General features: G+C 37.7%; 15 protein-coding genes and 1 pseudogene. 11 read left to right on the forward strand and 5 right to left on the reverse strand.

The window, feature by feature from the left end; genetic code table 11:
• The first annotated feature begins 124 nt into the window (after positions 1-124).
• Positions 125-553 (forward strand): NUDIX domain-containing protein, encoded by a 429-nt coding sequence (locus M23134_RS05460; RefSeq protein ID WP_045113062.1) that lies wholly within the window; start codon positions 125-127, stop codon positions 551-553.
• A 9-nt stretch (positions 554-562) separates the two neighbouring features.
• Entirely contained in the window at positions 563-1,288 is a 726-nt protein-coding gene (locus tag M23134_RS05465; RefSeq protein ID WP_002694459.1) for an SDR family oxidoreductase, read from the forward strand.
• A 253-nt stretch (positions 1,289-1,541) separates the two neighbouring features.
• Here the strand turns inward: M23134_RS05465 and M23134_RS05470 are convergent, their stop codons facing one another.
• Both M23134_RS05470 and M23134_RS05475 read right to left on the reverse strand, forming a co-directional pair.
• Positions 1,542-1,979: a hypothetical protein gene (locus M23134_RS05470; protein ID WP_002694460.1), complete on the reverse strand. Its 438-nt coding sequence runs from the start codon at positions 1,977-1,979 to the stop codon at positions 1,542-1,544.
• A gap of 130 nt (positions 1,980-2,109) precedes the next feature.
• Positions 2,110-2,991 carry a YicC/YloC family endoribonuclease gene (locus M23134_RS05475; RefSeq protein ID WP_002694462.1) on the reverse strand — a complete coding sequence of 294 codons (882 nt, stop codon included), beginning with the start codon at positions 2,989-2,991 and terminating at the stop codon, positions 2,110-2,112.
• A gap of 194 nt (positions 2,992-3,185) precedes the next feature.
• On the opposite strand from M23134_RS05475, the pseudogene purQ reads away from it, so the two are divergent.
• From purQ to M23134_RS05500, 5 genes and pseudogenes are all read left to right on the forward strand, one after another.
• Positions 3,186-3,877, forward strand: a pseudogene (gene purQ / locus M23134_RS05480) (phosphoribosylformylglycinamidine synthase subunit PurQ).
• A gap of 3 nt (positions 3,878-3,880) precedes the next feature.
• A complete protein-coding gene (locus M23134_RS05485) occupies positions 3,881-4,090 on the forward strand; it encodes a hypothetical protein (protein WP_002694465.1) in 210 nt (69 codons plus the stop codon).
• A 134-nt stretch (positions 4,091-4,224) separates the two neighbouring features.
• Positions 4,225-4,416 (forward strand): hypothetical protein, encoded by a 192-nt coding sequence (locus M23134_RS05490; protein ID WP_045113063.1) that lies wholly within the window; start codon positions 4,225-4,227, stop codon positions 4,414-4,416.
• A gap of 319 nt (positions 4,417-4,735) precedes the next feature.
• Complete coding sequence (locus tag M23134_RS05495; protein WP_002694467.1) at positions 4,736-5,134, forward strand: hypothetical protein; 399 nt, start codon at positions 4,736-4,738, stop codon at positions 5,132-5,134.
• Between the two features lie 171 nt (positions 5,135-5,305).
• Entirely contained in the window at positions 5,306-6,238 is a 933-nt protein-coding gene (locus M23134_RS05500; protein ID WP_002694469.1) for an alpha/beta hydrolase, read from the forward strand.
• Here M23134_RS05500 and M23134_RS05505 read toward each other — a convergent pair.
• On the reverse strand, positions 6,225-6,791 hold the full coding sequence (locus M23134_RS05505; RefSeq protein ID WP_157558356.1) for a leucine-rich repeat domain-containing protein: 567 nt from the start codon (positions 6,789-6,791) through the stop codon (positions 6,225-6,227). The genes M23134_RS05500 and M23134_RS05505 overlap by 14 nt on opposite strands.
• Before the next feature lie 372 nt (positions 6,792-7,163).
• On the opposite strand from M23134_RS05505, the gene M23134_RS05510 reads away from it, so the two are divergent.
• Together M23134_RS05510 and M23134_RS05515 are read left to right on the forward strand one after the other, a co-directional pair.
• Positions 7,164-8,453, forward strand: coding sequence for a sensor histidine kinase (locus M23134_RS05510; RefSeq protein ID WP_002694471.1), 1,290 nt, complete (start codon positions 7,164-7,166; stop codon positions 8,451-8,453).
• Positions 8,454-8,485: 32 nt separating this feature from the next.
• Positions 8,486-9,196, forward strand: coding sequence for a response regulator transcription factor (locus tag M23134_RS05515; protein WP_002694472.1), 711 nt, complete (start codon positions 8,486-8,488; stop codon positions 9,194-9,196).
• A gap of 75 nt (positions 9,197-9,271) precedes the next feature.
• On the opposite strand, the gene M23134_RS05520 is transcribed toward M23134_RS05515, so the two are convergent.
• Together M23134_RS05520 and M23134_RS05525 are read right to left on the reverse strand one after the other, a co-directional pair.
• Positions 9,272-9,475, reverse strand: a complete 204-nt coding sequence (locus M23134_RS05520; RefSeq protein ID WP_002694473.1) for a hypothetical protein — start codon at positions 9,473-9,475, stop codon at positions 9,272-9,274.
• Positions 9,476-9,612: 137 nt separating this feature from the next.
• Positions 9,613-11,274 (reverse strand): SpoIIE family protein phosphatase, encoded by a 1,662-nt coding sequence (locus M23134_RS05525; protein WP_002694475.1) that lies wholly within the window; start codon positions 11,272-11,274, stop codon positions 9,613-9,615.
• A 222-nt stretch (positions 11,275-11,496) separates the two neighbouring features.
• On the opposite strand from M23134_RS05525, the gene M23134_RS05530 reads away from it, so the two are divergent.
• Positions 11,497-11,859, forward strand: coding sequence for a hypothetical protein (locus M23134_RS05530; protein WP_002694476.1), 363 nt, complete (start codon positions 11,497-11,499; stop codon positions 11,857-11,859).
• A 433-nt stretch (positions 11,860-12,292) separates the two neighbouring features.
• Positions 12,293-13,846 carry a hydroxymethylglutaryl-CoA reductase gene (locus M23134_RS05535; RefSeq protein ID WP_002694477.1) on the forward strand — a complete coding sequence of 518 codons (1,554 nt, stop codon included), beginning with the start codon at positions 12,293-12,295 and terminating at the stop codon, positions 13,844-13,846.
• Positions 13,847-13,926 lie beyond the last annotated feature (80 nt).

Below are 13,926 nucleotides of genomic sequence, written 5' to 3' on the forward strand. Positions count from 1 at the left end.
TGGCTATGATCATCCCTTATAGGGTGAGACTTTTGAAGAAGTGCATCAGTCATTAGGTTTGGCGGAGTAGGTGAGTTTTGTAGTTTTGTTCAAACAAGTTTCAAAAAAAAACAACATCAGACAAATGTCAGAACAGACATACCCTATCACTACAGTAGGAGCTACTATCTTTAATCAAGATAATCAATTGTTACTTATCAAAACCCATAAATGGAACCACAAGTATGGATTGCCAGGCGGAAAGATAGAAGTAGGCGAAGCCAGCAAGCAGGCGCTTATCAGGGAGGTTAAAGAAGAAACGAATCTCGATATTTTTGATATTGAATTTATGCTGGCTCAGGATGTTATTTTTTCTGAGGAGTTTTATAAACCCAAGCATTTTATTTTTTTAAATTACCGTTGCCAAACCAGCAATTCCCCCAACGATGTAGTACTCAATGAAGAGGCACAAAGCTATGTATGGGTATTGCCCGAAGAAGCCTTGCAAATGGATTTGAACCATCCAACCAAATTGTTGATAGAAGAAGTGATAAAGTTTGCAAACCCTCAATAGATTTCCCTTATGGATAAACAGGTAGCATTGATCACCGGAAGCGCCAAAGGTTTGGGTAAAGCAATAGCAACCCATTTGGTTGACTCAGGCTATGCCGTCGTCATTCATTATAATAGAAGTAAAACCCAAGCCAAAGAATTTCAGCAGCAAATTACCCAACAGGGAGGCATTGCTATGGTGCAACAAGCAGATGTAACCAACCCCACTTCAGTAGAAGCCATGTTTTGGCAAATAGAGTCTACTTGGGGGCGCCTCGATTTGCTGGTAAATAACGTGGGTAATTATATCAAAAAAAATATCATTGATATTACCGTCAATGAGTGGCACGCGATGTTTGACTCTAACTTGCACAGTGCTTTTTATTGTATACATTATGCGTTGCCCCTGATGCAAAAAACAGTAGCTAGGCGTACCAAGCATATTATAAATATAGGGTATGCATCGTTGGGACAATCTACTGCCAAGCCCGAGGTAACTCCTTATTATATAGCCAAAAATGGCTTATTAACCCTGACCAAATCTTTGGCAGGTGAATTAAGTAAACAAGGGGTCAATATCAATATGTTGTCGCCAGGGGTGCTCGAAAACAGCGATAGTAAACCGGTACATGAAATACCTAAAGGCAGGGTGGCTACTTTTGACGAGTTTACCCATGTACTCGACATGTTGTTGTCGCCCAAAGGACATTACCTTACAGGAGTAAATATAGAAATAGCCGGAGGTTGGAAACTTTGATTTTTTTAGAACAAAATATAACATAATCGCGTTACAACACTAACTCAAATTATACCTAAACTTTTCCACACAGATTTAGGCTTGTGTGTATCCAACACCACGACCTCAAGAACCTCTTCTGGCGTTTTTCGACGGTTGTGTGGACTAGTTTTTTGAGTAATACAAATGACTTTTATCTACTATATATAATAAAACCCGAAGCGAAATATTTCGCTTCGGGTTTTATTATGAGTAATCTAAAAAAATGCCTTTGCTATAAAGGAACTCCCAAAATTATCATTGCAATTACTCCAATGGTAAAATAGTTGGTCATAGCTGCGGCTGCATCATAGTCTTGGGCAATACGTTGACCAAAAAATAACATAACAAAGTTAAGGGTAGACAATGCCGCCCCATACAAAGCAAACGAGTAACCATCTATCAATAATAACTCTACTATTCCAATGGCCGAAAAAGCCCCGGCAACCACCTCTGTTACAGCAATTACTCCTAACATTGCAGGAACCCGATCTTTTAAAAATGTTTTGGAAAAATAGCCAGTCAACCAAGACAGGTTTCCTTGCCAGTTAACTACCTTATCGATGCCTGACTGTAAAAACAAAATAGCAAAATAAAGCGCAATTATTGACTTAACGACCATTGCGCCTGTACTTAGGTCGAGAATAGGTAGCAAATTGTCTAATAATACCATTTGATGTGTAAGTGTGTTTTTTAGTTGATTAATCTTTAGGCAATTGATAGCATTAGCTACAAGCCAAGTGTCTGTTTAAATTTATAGCATCTATAGAATTTGAAGCTAACAGTTTACTACTGCTATTTTATTAAAGAACATTTAATACCTGTTCTTTGATTTTTTCCAGCTCTTCTTTCATTTCTACTACATAACGCTGTATCACAGCATCATTTGCTTTAGAGCCTATAGTATTGATTTCGCGGCCTATTTCCTGGGCAATAAAGTTGAGTTTTTTGCCATTTGCCTGAGCCGATTTCAAGGTTTCTTCCAAATAATCCAGGTGACTTTGTAAGCGTACTTTTTCTTCCGAAATATCCAGCTTTTCTATGTAGTACACCATTTCTTGCTCAAAACGGTTTTTGTCAAAGTTGTCGTTGTTATTGATCTCCTCCATGTGTTGTGCTATGCGTTCTTTAATTGCTATTACACGCTTGGGGTCTTGTTCTTTGACTAGCTCAAGCTTTTCTTTGATAATACTTATGTTGTTGTGAAAACTTGCCAGTAATGTTTCACCTTCACTACGTCTAAAGTTTTGGCATTTTTCTATGGCCTGCTCAAACACTGTTTTGATTACCTTCCAGTCATCGTCCTGTAGGTCGTCTTTCATATTTTGCATTTGTACATCAGGCATCATCATGGTCATTCTGAAAATATCTTGCTTAGGTGCATCCAGTTCTCCCGCCAGGGTCAGCATTTCGTTGTAATAACCCTTGGCCAGTTGTGGGTTGATTTTAGTACCTTGAACAGAGGTATCCTTGAATTGAAACTCAAGCAAAACACTCGTTTTTCCTCGCCTCAATTGATTTTTGATAAGTTCCCTTAAAATCAACTCTTTTTCGGCAGACATCATGCGGGGCATTCTTACGTTCACATCTAAATACTTGGAGTTGAGAGTTTTAATCTCTGCATAAACAGTGAGTTTATCATTTTCGTGCGTAGCCGATCCGAATCCGGTCATTGATTGTATCATAAGAAATTAGTATTTAAGTTATGTGAACAACTCCTAAAAATCGAGACTGTAAATATTGAAATTATTTATCATTATACCAATTATAAAACCAAAATGTCGTTTGTACTACTTGCATTAGGAAATTTGATGGATAGCCAGTAGTTTTACACGATTAAATCTCGTTTTATATCAATTTTTATTAACAATTAGCAGACATGAAATTTGGTGTTATTGTTTTCCAGGGTCCAATTGTGACGATGACATGGTATATGTGTTAGGCAAGCTCATGCAACAAGATGTAGTAAAGCTGTGGCACAAAGACCATGATTTACAGGGGTGTGATTTTTTAGTAGTTCCAGGTGGGTTTGCTTACGGTGATTATTTGCGGGCTGGAGCCATTGCCCGTTTTTCGCCTATTATGGAGAGTGTAATTGCTCACGCTCAAAATGGCGGAAATGTAATGGGAATATGCAATGGATTTCAGGTGTTGACCGAAGCTGATTTGTTGCCCGGTGCCTTGTTGCAAAACAACAACCAAAAATATGTTTGTAAAAATATTTACCTTAAGCCTCAAACAACTGACACCTTGTTTACCCGTCAGCTGAACGCAGACCAAGCTTACAAAATTCCTATAGCCCACGGAGAAGGACGTTACCATGCTTCGCCCGAAATTTTAAAACAACTCAACGACAACAACCAGGTGTTGTTCCGTTATTGCGACCAGGCTGGTAATATCAACGAGGTTGCCAATCCCAATGGCTCTCTGGAAAATATTGCTGGAATATGCAATGAGGGGCGCAATGTATTTGGCATGATGCCTCACCCTGAACGTGCTTCTGACAACTTGTTGGGCAATACTGATGGGCGTAAATTTTTCGAAAGTGTAATAGGACAAGTATTGGCATAGGCAATGGTTTGGATTGTTGTAGGCAGTTGTATTTTGTTTGGGTGGTGGTTGATCCGTCAAACCCGCAGGCAATTATTTAAGTCTGAGGGAGTGACCAAAAATCTGCTCAAGCACCCGGCAGAGTTTGACAAGCCTGAAATAACCTATGTACAAAAACTACCTAAGGAAAATCCTACAGAAATACAGCAAAACTATAAAAAAAAGACTAAGTAAACCGTATAATATCCAATTGGCTACTATGCGATAAAAAAATGATCTGTCTTATAAACGTATAGCGAAACTTTTTTTTGCTAAATACGAATAGGGTAGAGTATTGGTGAACTGATTCATTGAAAAATTTAGATAAGATGAAGAATCTTGAAAATATTAAGGGCATTACTAAAAAATTATCATTGAAAAAAAACGAACATTTCGAAGATGACTTTGATCTTAGTTCGTTTGGAAACTACATTAACTCTTTTGAGAGTGTAGGTAAATCTTTTCATAATGTAGACTATCGCGAAGATGCATTGAAAAGCGTTAGTTTCAGAAAACCTTAAGAGGCCAACTCTTTAATAAGGATAAAAGGTTCGTATCAGTTATAAACCACTGATGCGAACCTTTTTTATGTGCTAAAAGGGTAAAATATTACCTCAAAAAAAATCAGTTTTTTCGTATAACTCATCCTTTTTCTGTCAGTTTTCGTAAAAACAATTGAGATAGCCTGTAATACGTTATACAAATCCCATGGAGGGTTTTAAAGCGCTGAAAACTATCAACAATTATTGGGTTGATGGTTTGTGATATTCTTTTTGCGTTGATATACCAATGCAAAAGGAGGTAAGTTACATTAACAGTGAATAATAAAATTGATATAGAATGTTGTTAGCTAAAAATCTACGTAAAAATAAACGCTTGTTTTTAGTGATAGGTATTGTGGCAGTAGCCAACCTATCCATTATGGCAACCTTTCCTAAACTTCACCTCTCTACTGATAAGAAAGTACATTCAAACAATCATTTCATAGCAGCCGAACAAATTATTCAAAAAACCTTATTACCACTCATTAGCAAAAAATACCAGCAAGACTGTAGCTACCAACTTCAGAAAACCAGTACTTGTGCTGATGCTTGCTTCTTTACTGGAGAGGTGATCATCAAAAAACACCATTCTTACCCTAGGTTACCTTTCAAGGTTTTTCCAAAACACAACCGTGTATTGGTGTTGGATACCCGCACCAGAAAATATATAGACCTTAAAACCTGGTTGAAAAAATAAATAAGCCTAAGCCCCCTTAAGCTTTGCCCTATTCCCTATATTTGTTGCTTTTCCCTCAAAGTATAAATGGCTTTAACGCCTTGTGCTATGCTACATTGTTGTATGTAGTGCAAAAAGAAAAAAATAGAAAATATTTCCTGTTAAAAACTGATTTAACTTAATAATATAACTATGGCTTCTATTCAACACGATGTCTTGCGAATGTCTTTAAACAATGTGGGATGGCTTTTCAAACTTAGCAGTGTAGGTATTAATCAATTGCGTGGATTACTTCAATTGGGTACTTTGGGTATGTTTATACCTTTAGGGGTAAACCTGAAGCGTGCCAAAATAAACAAACGTGAGGCCGAGTGGTTAATCCCTGACAATGCTCACCCTGATAAAGTATTGTTATATCTTCATGGGGGAGGTTATGCCCTTGGTTCTACCGATACCCACCGTTCTATGGTAGGACACATAGCAAAAAAATCTGGTATTCGTTGTTTACTGGCGTCTTATCGTCGTATTCCTGAAAGTGCTTATCCAGCCGCTCTCAATGATGCAGTGGCAGCCTATGAGTGGCTACTTGACGAAGGTTATGCTGCCGAAAATATTTTAATAGGAGGAGACTCTGCTGGAGGGGGGTTGGCCATCACTACACAGTTAAAGTTAAGAGACAAAGGGGTTGCTTTGCCAAGTGGCACTATATGTTTGTCTCCCTGGACTGACCTTGCCATTACGGGTGATTCGGTACAGCGCAATATTTATAAAGATCCCTTGACTGATATTCCTTTGATGAAAAAATGGGGACGTTTATATGCGGGCAAACAAGCCATTATCAACCCGTTAGTATCGCCTATGTATGGCGACCTGACCGGATTGAACCCTATGCTTGTTCAGGTAAGTACCGACGAGGTACTGTATGATGATGCCCGCCGCCTGGTAGAACACGCTGAGCGTGACCAAGTACACGTGGATTTTCAAGTGTGGGAAGGTTTAATGCATTGGTGGCACCTGTTTTGGCAAACAGTACCCGAAGGACGCGAAGCCATAGACAATGTAATTAAATTCATGCATAAACTGGGTTTTAGTCTTGATGCCACCCCACCAGTTACCAAAAGTTAATTTCAGCCTTGGGCAAGTATTTTTGGATAATAAAGGTTTTACGGTATGGGATAGGATTTTTTGACAGGTCTATGTAGCGTATACCGCGCATGCTTCTGATAGAGGTAGGAATTGTTTTGAAATAATTTTCCCATAGGTACAGCTCTTCCAGTTTGGTCATATTGCACAAACCTATGGGGAACTTTCGTAAGTGATTTTTACCTAAATTTAAAAATATCAATTTGTCAAGCAGGTTTATTTCAAAACTTATATGAACCAGGCGGTTATTGCTTAGGTGTAGTTTTTTTAATTTGGTGAGTTTGCTTATTTCTTTGGGCAAGCTGTCAATGAAGTTATCGCTTAGGTTTAACTCTTCTATATTTTTACATTTGATAATGTTTTTTGGGAACTTCCTTAGTTTTTGCTTTCGCAAATCAAGTTTAATTACTTTTTCAGGATTTTTCAAGGCTTCTTTCATAGAAGTATATACCTGAGGTGTACTACTGTCCTGAGCAGTAAGCGATACACTACATAAGAGCGTAAAAAAGAGTGTTTTTGCAAAAAGGTATTTCATTGATTTTTTTGAAAATATAAAATAAAAATAGTGATTAGGTATTGGGTTGAGGGATGCAGGTACACAGCGAATGAAGGTAATAAGCAAGTTGATAAACAAAATAATAAAAGCAAAAATTCCCGCTAATTTCATACCGTAGTTTTTCTTAACGATTGGGGGTATATTTAAGCTCAAATTGTCTCAAGTAACTGAGAGGGCAGGTGGGTTTGCAGCTTTTTTAGGACTTGTCTCTTTAAAAGGCAAGTGCTGAGAAAAAAAGTATTTTAGACGAAAGAATAGTTTACCACGACCAACTACCGTTTAGTCTTGTTAAAGACTTGTTAAAGGATTTTGACAGGTATAAGCCAGTAGCTATTTTTCGTAAATTTGAATATGATGAAAAAGAAGCGATCTAAAATATTTATAATTATAGGTATTTCTGCCTTATCATTACTTGGGTTGATTGCAATTCAAATAAACTGGATTTTTCATACCGCAAAACTACGCGAACAACAACTGAAACATCGCTTGGCAACCGCCTCAACTCACATTTCTTATGGAGTGTTCAAAGATTCATTGTTGAGAGCCAGGCTCGCCAAAAAAGTAAAAGAAAATAACGGAAGAGAACTTTCTGTAAAAATAGATTCCAGAGATCATTCCATTTTAGATAGTTTGATCAAAAATAAGTTTGAGTACCAACACGTAGACTTACCCTATAGTTTTAAGTTGGTAGATAAGAGAAATCGTTACTTTAACTCTACCTGCCATAGCCAGCAAATATCTCAGCGAATTTGCCTGGAGGGAGTACTTGAACGTGAAAAAAGAGCAAAAGATCGAACGGCAAAGGCCGAAATCAGGATCTTTTTACCTGATATGATGGGCTATGTGTGGTCGCACATGGGGTGGATTGTGATAGTATCGGTCATTATGATTGCCTTTACTTCTGGAGGATTTATTTTGACCGTGAGAACTGTGTTACGTCAGAAAAAAATGTCGGAAATGACGACAGATTTTATCAACAACATGACCCACGAACTAAAAACTCCCATTGCTACCGTTTCGTTGGCTAGTAATATGTTGCGCAAAGAAAAAATCTTAGATAACCGGGAAAAAATTGTGCACTATTCAAGTGTAATTCACGAGGAAAACAAAAAATTGCAAGATCAGGTAGAGCAAGTGTTGCGTATAGCCAAAGTAGAAAAAGGCGAATATACCCTAAATAAAGTACAAGCCGATATTCATACATTGGTGTTGGATGCTATAGCTACCATTGATTTGCAAGTAAGAGAAAAAGGAGGTAAAGTGCAGTATTACCTAAACGCTATGCGTCATACAGTGATGGCAGATGTAGTACATATTACCAATGTTATTTCTAACTTGCTGGACAATGCCAATAAATACACCTCTGATACGCCCGAAATAATTGTGGAAACCAAAGATTTGGATGATGGGGTTGTAATTTCGGTAACCGACAATGGCATTGGCATGAGTAAAGAAATGCAAAAACATATCTTTGATAAGTTTTACCGGGTTTCTACCGGAAACATTCACGATGTGAAAGGTTTTGGACTGGGACTTGCCTATGTAAAAATGATGATAGATGCACACAAAGGACATATAGAACTAAAAAGTGAGTTGGGCAAAGGAAGCTGTTTTGAAATATTCTTGCCATACACTGCATAAATAATTGATGACCAAACCCAATTTGGCGACGAATGCAAACAAAAGATAAAATTAGAGTATTACTTGTTGAAGACGACTTAAATCTGGGTAATCTATTACAAGATTACCTGGAGATGGAAAACTTTGATGTACACCTGTGTCGGGACGGGGAAGCTGGATTTGAGGCTTTCGAAGCAGGAACTTATGATATATGCCTGCTTGATGTAATGATGCCCAAGAAAGATGGTTTTACGCTGGCAAAACAAATCAAAGAGAAAAACCAGGCAGTACCTATACTTTTTCTTACTGCAAAATCGCTCAAAGAAGACAAGATTAATGGTTTTACTATAGGAGCAGATGATTACATCACCAAGCCGTTTGACGAAGAGGAGTTGGTATTGCGCATTCATGCCGTACTGAAAAGGACTCAAGGTGATCCAATGGCTCAAAAAAATGACGAAACTAAATTCAAAATAGGTAAATATACATTTGACTATGCCAACCACGCACTGAGCATAGACGACGACGTACGACGGATAACCAAACGTGAGAGCGAGATTTTGCGTTTGTTATATTTGTATAAAAACCGAATTTTAAAAAGAGAAGAAGCCTTGGTCAGTATTTGGGGTGAGAATGATTATTTTCATGGCAGAAGTTTCGACGTATTCATTACCAAGCTAAGAAAATATCTTAAGAAAGACTCTAATGTAAAGATAGAAAATGTACATGGGGTAGGTTTTATGTTGATAGACGAAAAAAACTAGCTATATATTTACCTAAACAAAAAGACCTGAGTTGATTGCAACTCAGGTCTTTTTGTTTTAAGCACTGATAGTGAACTAATTATCAAGTATATTTCTAATGAGCGCTTGCTGCTTAAGGTTTTTTATCACTTGCTCCTGCAAATCGTATACTTTGGAGAATATGGTATTAAAATCCTGTTCTTCGAGTACTACAAATCTTTGATTACCTCGTTCCTCGATAGTAAATTTAATACCTAGAGATTCGTCTTCGTAGGTTCCTATTTTTTTGTTTTCATCCATATATTTAAGGTTTTAAGGCAAGCAAAGGGTTGCTAATACACCAATATTTTTGAGCATAAAGTATCTGCGAAGTTTGCAAAACATACCTATCACAAGTCACAAATATAGTAGAAATGATAAGAATGCACAGATATTTTTTAGGTGGCTTGCCTTGGTAATATATGATCATCTATTTTAAAACCCATAATCAACATATCGTCAATTTGATGTCTGCCATCCATCCAACCACCAATCGTTTGTGATAACATGTTTTTTTGGACATTGGGTGGACGGTCTTTGATTTTTAGTAAAAGCTCTTTAAAACGCTTTTTCATAAACTTGCGATCATGTTTACCGCCAAATTGGTCTTGAAAACCATCGGTAAAAATATAAAACCAGGTAGGCTCGTTTAGTTTTACCACATGTTTGGTGTAGGTACGGGCTTTGGGTTTGTTATCACGCGATCTTTTTTTACCACCAATGGGCATTTTATCACCTTTAACTTCTATCAGTTTGTCGCCTTGTATATAAATTAAAGGGTTTTTAGCACCAGCAAATTCAAGCGTGCGTGCTTGCTTATCTATTACACACAAACTCATATCCATACCATCGTTATTCTCGTTTTCCTCCTGATTTAGCGAAAACCGAATTTTAAGATGCAATTCACGCAATATTTCTTCAGGTGATATGATCTGATTGGTGTTGACTATTTCGTGTAACAGTTGATTGCCTACCATACTCATAAAAGCGCCAGGTACCCCATGACCAGTACAGTCTATTGCCGAGATTATTATTTTTTCGGGGAGGGGTGGAGGGCGAAAACTAGTAGTGATTTCCAGGTTTTCTTCTAGCCTTACTACCGAAAACCAGTAAAAGTCGCCACTGACAATATCGCGTGGTTTGAAGAACACAAAAGATTCTGGGAAGTGTTCTTGAATCCAGCTCAAACGTGGCAATATAGCCCTCTGTATTCTTTTGGCATAGTTGATACTTGAACGCACATTGTTGGTTTTTTTTCTAAGTTCTGATCTTTGTTGTTCAAGAGCCTCATTGATTGTGGTCATAGCCTCATTTTTTAGGGCTATTTCCTTGTTTTTAGCTGCCATCTCTTCCTTTTGCCGTCCCAGTTCATCATTAATGGCTAAAATTTCTTCGTTTTGCTGGTTAATTTCTTCATTATAGGCCAATATTTCTTCATGCTTTTGCAAAAGCTCTCCTTTTTGATATTCGAGGGTTTCATTAATTTTTTTGTGCTGGCGGTTAAGAGAAATAAAATGACGCCCAATAAAAAATAGCATACTACCTACCAAACTTGCATTGGCAATAAGTAGCATTTTATGGATATGTGGTTTATTGAGCATGGAAGGCACAGGTTGGGGATAGTAGTGGTCGAGCCCAATGCCTACCACCATACAAGTAATAAATAACGGAAGCCAAAGAATATTGTAACGCGCCTCATAAAAAGTAATGAGCACAATGAGTGTAAGAAAGCTCCAGAGGCTTACCATACCACTTGCTGTGTACCCCCCCAGCAACCATTGTAACGCATAAGGAAAGGTAAGACTAAACAGTACCTGAAAGAATCGAATGAAGGCAAACCCTTTGCCACTGAAAAAGACAATAAGACCTAATAGGCTGAATGCCAGGTAACCAAATGGAAGTATGGATATCTTGTGCAACCCAAGTATGATGCAAAATACACCCCATACAAGACTCCCGACGCTCATGACTACTACAAATATAGCATAGGCGCTCTTGAAGCTGGCAGGGTACTTTGCCAGAAAGTCTTCACTATGTATTTTTTTTCTAAGTTTAAACATCAACTATGTTATTTGTGAAAATTATGCCAAAAAATCATGAAACATCAGAGGGAGTTACCGATGATGGGTTAAAATGGGTAGATATTCGGGTTGCAAGAATAAAAAGAAGTTAATTGTGGGATTTTTTATGATATATTGGTATAAATAATAAGTTTTTTGATAAATTAACCCAATTATTATTAATGCTTCCACTAATAAATTTAAAAAAATACCTATTCTATTATGAGTCAAAAGGAGAAGAGTTTGGCACACTTTCAAAATCTATACTTGTTGGCAATGGCTGATGATAAGTTGGAAATCGAAGAAAAAATATTTTTAACCGAAATAACCAGAAAGCTAGGATTAAGTCTTGAAGATGTTTCACCAGTGATTGATAATTATAAAAACCTTGACATGGTGATTCCTGAAACCAATGAACAACGTCTACACCAGTTGAAAGACTTGGTGCGTATGATGGTCATTGATGCACAGATTCACGATGATGAATATACAATTTGCCTGAGGTTTGCCGAAAAATATGGCTTTTCACAGGGAACACTTGAGGGGTTGATTGACCAGGTAATCAAAGAAGAAAAAATGAATTAAATCTAGAGTAATATATATTTGCCATATCGCCATTGTACTTTATTGGCTATGTTTTTTACAATTATTACCCCTTGATTATGAATAACTTATATATTATATTTCTGATAATACAATAAAAACTAGATAGTTTTTTAGTTTTATAAATATTTAACCTATTAAATAATAAGTAAAACGAAAAAAATAAAATTTTCTAAAAAAGGGCAGTATTTGTTTGTTCCGTTTTGCGGAATCTCTGATTGCACGATGAAAAAAATATTTGCGTAGCCTTGGCTATGGAACTATTAGCTTCGAAGAGCCCTCCGAACTTGATTCGGAGGATTTATAAACTTGGCACAGTGTAGCCTTGGTTTTTTGAAGAAGTACAACAATCAGAGACCAGGCCCTATGGATTAGGTTATTTTTGTAGTTTTACTAAATTGACGAATTAAATCCTATGACTCTAGTTCCAAGTCTTTTATTAAAACAGCTTTATACCCATGGTAGCCTCGAAAACGCTGAGGGTGGGGTATCATTTGCAATTAAAAACCGATTGAGCGACGCTACGCTTACACAAATCACAGGCGTAAAAATATCAGGAGAAGAAGTTCCATTAACTAAAATTAAGGTTGATCTTGGAGACGGTAAACCGTTGGCTCCCAAAGATATTTCAGAAGAACGCCCCATAGAATTTCCACTTCGTAAAACATTTAGGGTTGTAGCAGCTATCAACGAATTGCCAGAAGGCAAACATAGTATTGAGGTGTCGTTTGCCGTGGCCCCTTTTGGTAACCTTGATTTGCAGGTAGACGATGCTATATCAAACAAAGACAATGGTGATACTGTAAAAATTCCACGCGATGATTTGGACGACTACAGCGAAAAGGCCATCAAAACCCGTCAGGAGTTTATAGAAAAGTATACCTCAAAAAAACTAAACCATACCAAAAATTACTCATTTGACCCCCATATGTTAGCGGGCAATTGCGAACATTTTGCTGGAGTGGCACAAGTACCATTAGGATTTGCAGGTCCTTTGAAAGTAAACGGTGAACACGCTAAAGGTGAATTTTTGATTCCCTTGGCTACTGCAGAAGGTACACTGGTAGCTTCTTATAACCGTGGAATGAGCGTAATTAATATGAGTGGAGGGGTAAAGTGTACTATTATTGGAGACGCTATGCAACGTGCCCCGGTATTTATATTTGAAGATGCCCGTGGCGCCAGAGATTTTGTGAAATGGGTACACGCCCACGAAAAAACGATTGCTTACCATGCCGAAACTACCTCAAGTGTGGCAAAGCTCCAAGATATTGACCATTACCTGTCTAACAAGTTTGCTTTTTTACGCTTTAATTACTTTACTGGTGATGCCGCAGGACAAAATATGGTAGGCAGAGCTACTTTTGCCGCCTGTAGTTGGATATTGGACAACTATAAAGACAATAAAATAGAGAAGTTTTTCCTTGAGTCGAATTTTGCTACCGATAAGAAAGCTTCGCAAATTAATGTAATGCGCACCCGTGGAAAACGTGTAGTAGCCGAGTGTGTGGTAAAACGTGATGTATTGATTCAACGAATGAGGGTAGAGCCTGAGCAATTGGCTTATCACGGGCAAGTGGCAAATATAGGAGCAATCCTTTCGGGAGCTAATAACAATGGTTTGCATTCGGCAAATGCGATTACGGCAATGTTTATTGCTACCGGACAAGACGTGGCAAATGTGTCAGAGTCTTCAGCAGGAATTATTTATAGTGAAGTAACCGCTGAAGGAGACTTGTACATTTCTATTACCATTCCGTCATTGATTGTCGCTACTTATGGTGGAGGAACTGGACTTGCTACCCAAAAAGAATGCTTAGAATTACTGGATTGTTATGGCAAAGGCAAGGTAAACAAGTTTGCTGAAATTGTTGCCGGAGCAGTGCTTGCCGGAGAAATCTCACTGGCATCAGCTATTTCTTCTTCAGACTGGGTGTCTAGCCACGAACAGTATGGTCGTAATCGATAGCTTCTACAGCTTCAAGCTTTTAGCAATAAGCTTCAAGTTTGACGCTGCTCTACAAGCAACTTACCTATTTTATAATGCAT

It is taken from the genome of Microscilla marina ATCC 23134 (assembly GCF_000169175.1).
Taxonomy (GTDB): Bacteria; Bacteroidota; Bacteroidia; order Cytophagales; family Microscillaceae; genus Microscilla; species Microscilla marina.